At 73.9% G+C, this 5,507-nt stretch carries 5 protein-coding genes; all 5 read left to right on the top strand.

What is annotated here, in order from left to right; translation table 11 throughout:
- Nucleotides 1-1,056: DAK2 domain-containing protein (locus E4099_RS28410; RefSeq protein WP_483414782.1), on the top strand; the 1,056-nt coding region annotated here is incomplete at its 5' end.
- 59 nt (nucleotides 1,057-1,115) lie between these two features.
- Nucleotides 1,116-3,425, top strand: coding sequence for an ATP-dependent DNA helicase RecG (gene recG, locus E4099_RS28405; RefSeq protein ID WP_135341992.1), 2,310 nt, complete (start codon nucleotides 1,116-1,118; stop codon nucleotides 3,423-3,425).
- A gap of 114 nt (nucleotides 3,426-3,539) precedes the next feature.
- Nucleotides 3,540-4,124, top strand: a complete 585-nt coding sequence (gene rsmD, locus E4099_RS28400) for a 16S rRNA (guanine(966)-N(2))-methyltransferase RsmD (protein ID WP_135341991.1) — start codon at nucleotides 3,540-3,542, stop codon at nucleotides 4,122-4,124.
- A complete protein-coding gene (coaD, locus tag E4099_RS28395; protein ID WP_135341990.1) occupies nucleotides 4,121-4,630 on the top strand; it encodes a pantetheine-phosphate adenylyltransferase in 510 nt (169 codons plus the stop codon). The genes rsmD and coaD overlap by 4 nt, the downstream gene beginning before the upstream one ends.
- Before the next feature lie 99 nt (nucleotides 4,631-4,729).
- Nucleotides 4,730-5,507, top strand: a 778-nt coding sequence (locus E4099_RS28390; RefSeq protein ID WP_135341989.1) for an ATP synthase subunit B family protein, incomplete at its 3' end; no start/stop codon positions are given.

Here is a 5,507-nt window from a genome sequence, read left to right as displayed (position 1 = left end):
GGCCCCGGGGCAGGCCCCGAGCCCGCGACCCCCGCCTTCGAGGTGATCTACCTGCTGGAGGCGGAGCAGACCGCGGTGGACCGGCTGCGGGACCGGCTGGACGCCCTGGGCGACTCCCTGGTGGTGGTCGGCGGGGACGGACTGTGGAACGTCCATGTCCATGTGGACGACGCGGGCGCCGCCGTGGAGGCGGGGGTGCAGGCCGGCCGGCCGTACCGGATCCGCATCACCCACTTCGCCTCCGACGCCGCGCGCGGGACCCGGCGGGCGGACCGGGAGACGACCGGCGGACCCGCGGCCGAGCGGGCGGCGGGGGACCCCTGGACGGACCGCCCCGGGGACGGCTCCCGGCCGCAGCCGGGGGAGGAAGCCGGGGGAGACGCCTGGGGGAGGGCTCCCCGCGCCGTGATCGCGGTGGTGCCCGGGGACGGACTGGCCGCGCTCTGCGCCGAGGCCGGCGCCATCGTGGTGACCGCACGCCCCGGGGAGCCGCCGGCCAGCGGCGAGCTGGTCGAGGCGGTCCGCCGGGCGCACGCCCGCGAGGTGGTGCTGCTGCCCAACGACGACGCCCTGCGGCACACCGCCGCGGCAGCCGTGGAGCAGGCCCGCGGCGAGGGCACCCGGGTCGCCCTGATCCCGACCCGGTCCGCGGTGCAGGGCATCGCGGCGCTCGCGGTGCACGAACCGGCCCGGCGCTTCGAGGAGGACATGGTGGCCATGACCGCCGCCGCGGGGGCCACCCGGTACGCCGAGCTGGTGGTGGCCGAGCACGAGTCCTGGACCATGGCCGGGGTCTGCCAGGCCGGGGACGTCCTCGGCCTGATCGGCGGGGACGTGGCCGTCATCCACCGTGATCTGACCGAGGCCGCCCGGGCCGTACTGGACCGGATGCTGGCGGCCGGCGGGGAACTGGTCACCCTGGTGCTGGGCGCGGAGGTGCCCGAGGCCGTCGCCGACCGCCTGGAGCAGCACGTGCGCGCGGCACACCTGGCCGTGGACACCGTGGTGTACCACGGCGGACAGCGGTCGGTCCCGCTGATCATCGGAGTCGAGTAGCCGGCCCGGACACCGCCGCCCCTGGTGTCCGCGCCCGGATGTCACACCGGTGGTGTGCAATGGACAGCGTGCCCGCGCTCGACGAACCCCTGAAGAAGATCCTCGGCGGCAACACCGCGAAGGTGATGGCCGACCACCTCGACCTGCACACGGTCGGCGACCTGCTGCACCACTACCCCCGGCGGTACGCCGAGCGCGGCGAGCTGACCCGGCTGTCCGACCTGCCGCTGGACGAGCACGTCACGGTCGTCGCCCAGGTCGCCGACGCCCGGGTGCTGAAGTTCAACAACGGCAAGGGCCAGCGGCTGGAGGTCACCCTCACCGACGGCAGCGGCCGGCTCCAGCTCGTCTTCTTCGGCCGCTCGATCTACGCCCACCAAAAGGAGCTGCTGCCCGGGCGGCGCGGCATGTTCGCCGGCAAGGTCGGTGTCTTCCGGCAGGTCCGCCAGCTCGCCCACCCCGCGTACGAGATGCTCGGCAAGGACGACGGCGCGGAGGCGGTGGCGGCCTTCGCGCACCACCAGCGACCGCTCTACCCGGCCTGCGCCCAGCTGGAGTCCTGGAAGATCGAGAAGGCCGTGGGCACCGTGCTGGACAGCATGGAGGCCACCGGCTGGGAGGGCCTGACCGACCCGCTGCCCCCCGCGCTGCGCGACGGCCGCGGGCTGACCACCCTCCCGGACGCCCTGCTCAAGGTGCACCGTCCGAGCACCAAGGCGGACATCGCGGTGGCCCGGGAACGGCTCAAGTGGGACGAGGCCTTCGTCCTCCAGGTCGCCCTGGCCCGGCGCCGGCACAGCGACACCCAGCTGCCCGCCGTCGCCCGCCGCCCCACCCCCGGCGGCCTGCTGGACGCCTTCGACGCCCGGCTGCCCTTCGAACTCACCGAGGGGCAGCGCACGGTCAGCCGGGAGATCTTCGAGGACCTGGCCACCGAGCACCCCATGCACCGGCTGCTCCAGGGCGAGGTCGGCTCCGGCAAGACCATGGTCGCGCTGCGCGCCATGCTCGCCGTGGTGGACGCCGGCGGACAGGCCGCGATGCTGGCCCCCACCGAGGTGCTCGCCCAGCAGCACCACCGCTCCATCGTGGAGATGATGGGCGACCTGGCGGACAACTGGGGGCTGTGGCGCGGAGCGCCTTCGGACGAGGAGGGCGGGCGACCGGCGGCCGCTCCGGACGGAGCCGGGCAGGGCACCAAGGTGGTGCTGCTCACCGGGTCGATGGGCACCGCGGCCCGCCGCTCGGCGCTGCTGGACCTGGCCACCGGTGAGGCCGGGATCGTGATCGGCACCCATGCCCTGATCGAGGACAAGGTGCTCTTCCACGACCTGGGGCTGGTGGTGGTGGACGAGCAGCACCGGTTCGGCGTGGAGCAGCGGGACGCGCTGCGCGCCAAGGGCAAGCAGCCCCCGCACCTGCTGGTGATGACCGCGACCCCGATCCCGCGCACCGTGGCGATGACGGTCTTCGGCGACCTGGAGACCTCGGTGCTGGACCAGCTTCCGGCCGGGCGGTCCCCGATCGCCAGCCATGTGGTGCCCGCGCAGGACAAGCCGCACTTCCTGGCCCGCGCCTGGGAGCGGGTGCGCGAGGAGGTGGCGGCGGGCCACCAGGCGTATGTGGTCTGCCCGCGGATCGGCGACGACCTGGACGAGAACGGGCCCGGCAAGGGCGGCGGGAAATCCACCGAGTCCACCACGTCCACCAAGTCCAGCGAGGCCGCCGAGTCCACAGAAGCGGCGGCCGACAAGCGCCCGCCGCTGGCCGTGCTGGAGATCGCCGAGCGACTGGCCGCCGGGCCGCTGCGCGGGCTGCGGGTGGAGATCCTGCACGGGCGGCTCCAGCCGGAGCTCAAGGACGAGGTGATGCGGCGCTTCGCGGCCGGCGAGGTGGATGTGCTGGTCGCCACCACCGTCATCGAGGTGGGCGTCAACGTCCCCAACGCCACCGCCATGGTGATCATGGACGCGGACCGGTTCGGCGTCTCCCAGCTGCACCAGCTGCGCGGCCGGGTGGGCCGCGGCTCGGCCCCCGGCCTGTGCCTGCTGGTGACCGAGATGCCCGAGGCCAGCCCCGCCCGGGCCCGGCTGAACGCGGTCGCCGGCACCCTGGACGGCTTCGAACTGTCCCGGATCGACCTGGAGCAGCGGCGCGAGGGCGATGTGCTGGGGCAGGCCCAGTCCGGGGTGCGGTCCAGCCTGCGGATGCTCGCCGTGATCGAGGACGAGGAGGTGATCGCGGCGGCCCGTGAGGAGGCCTCGGCGGTCGTCGCCGCCGATCCCGACCTGGCCGAACTGCCCGCCCTGCGCACCGCGTTGGACGCGCTGCTGGACGCCGAGCGGGAGCGCTACCTGGACAAGGGCTGAGCCGGGTTTCCCAGGGTCCGCCCGGGCCCCGGCCGGCCCGGCATATCGTGGTGGTGCGGTGGGTACGACCCGCTCGCCGCCCCGTCGCACCCCACCCGAAGGACTGCTTCCGCCATGACCCGCGTGATCGCCGGCGCCGCCGGTGGCCGCCGCCTGTCCGTACCGCCGGGCACCGGCACCCGCCCGACCTCGGACCGGGCGCGGGAGGGCCTGTTCTCCACCTGGGAGTCGCTGCTGGGCTCGCTGCACGGGACCCGGGTGCTGGATCTGTACGGGGGCTCCGGCGCGGTCGGCCTGGAGGCGCTGTCCCGCGGCGCCGAGCACGTACTGCTGGTGGAGTCCGACGGCCGGGCGGCCCGGGTGATCCGGGAGAACGTCCGGGCGGTCGGGCTGCCCGGAGCCGAGGTGCGGACCGCCAAGGCCGAGCAGATCAGCGCCCAGCAGGCCCCCGACGGCCCGTATGACGTGGTCTTCCTCGACCCGCCCTACGCGGTGGGCGACGAGCAGCTCCGGGAGATCCTGATCACACTCGGCCGCAATGGCTGGCTCGCGCCCCGGGCGCTGGTCACCGTGGAGCGGAGCACCAGGGGCGGGGAGTTCCAGTGGCCGGCCGAGTTCGAGGGGCTGCGGGCCCGTCGCTACGGCGAGGGCACGCTTTGGTACGGTCACGCCGCCTCGACGTGCGACAACGCGTCATGACCGGACCGGAGAGCGAGGAACCACTGTTGCGCCGCGCAGTCTGTCCGGGGTCGTTCGACCCCGTCACCAACGGACACCTCGACATCATCGCCCGAGCCTCCCGGCTCTATGACGTCGTCCACGTCGCCGTGATGATCAACAAGTCGAAGCAGGGTCTGTTCACCGTGGAGGAGCGCATCGACCTCCTCCGCCAGGTCACCGCCGAGTACGGGAACGTCCAGGTGGAGGCCTTCCACGGGCTTCTGGTGGACTTCTGCAAGCAGCGCGACATCCCCGCCATCGTCAAGGGGCTGCGCGCCGTCAGCGACTTCGACTACGAACTCCAGATGGCCCAGATGAACAACGGGCTCTCGGGCGTGGAGACGCTCTTCGTCCCCACCAACCCGACCTACAGCTTCCTCTCCTCCAGCCTGGTCAAGGAGGTGGCGGCGTGGGGCGGCGACGTGTCCCACCTGGTGCCCCCGCAGGTGCTGGCCGCGCTCAAGGAGCGGCTGCCCCGGCGCTGACCGCCCCGCCGTGCCGCCACCCGGTGTCCCATGGGGCACCGGTGGCCGTACAGTCGTCCCCGTTCGTTCCCAACGGTCGAAGAGAGTGGCGAGCACCAGGTGGACGTAGCGAAGAAGCTCGACGAGATCGTCGCCGCCGTCGGCAGCGCCCGGTCGATGCCCATGTCGGCCTCGTGCGTGGTCAACCGCGCCGAGCTGCTCGCCATGTTGGAGGAGGTGCGCGGTGCGCTCCCCGGGTCGCTCGCCCAGGCCCAGCAGGTGCTCGGCGGCCGTGAACAGGTGGTCGAGGAGGCCCGCCGGGAGGCCGAGCGGATCATCGAGTCCGCACACGCCGAGCGCGCCTCGCTGATCGCCGACACCGAGATCGCCCGCCGCTCCCAGACGGAGGCGGACCGGATCCTGACCGAGGCCCGGCAGGAGGCCGAGGAGATCCGCGCCGAGGCCGACGACTACGTGGACAGCAAGCTGGCCAACTTCGAGGTCGTCCTCACCAAGACCCTCGGTTCGGTGGACCGCGGCCGGGAGAAGCTGCTGGGCCGGGCGCCGGCCGGGGCACTCGGCGAGGACCCCGGCGACGAGCCGGAGCGCAGCGCCGACCCGATGGTCCTGCGGCAGCGCGCCGACGAGTACGTGGACACCAAGCTGGGCGCGGTGGCGGCGGTGCTGGCCAAGACCCTGGAGGCGGTCGGCCGGGGCCGGCAGAAGCTGCTCGGGGCCCGCCCGACCGACGAACTCGGGGCGCACATGGCGGCTCAGGACGCCGCCCAGGACACCGGCTTCCCCCACCACTCCAGCGACGCCGACTACCTGGCCGACCTCGCCCAGGTGCGGAGCCCCGGCGAGCCCTCGGGCGGGACCGCCCCGGTCGTCACCCCGC

Source organism: Streptomyces palmae, from assembly GCF_004684805.1.
Taxonomy (GTDB): domain Bacteria; phylum Actinomycetota; class Actinomycetes; order Streptomycetales; family Streptomycetaceae; genus Streptomyces; species Streptomyces palmae.
This window is presented reverse-complemented; position numbering and strand designations above follow the sequence as displayed.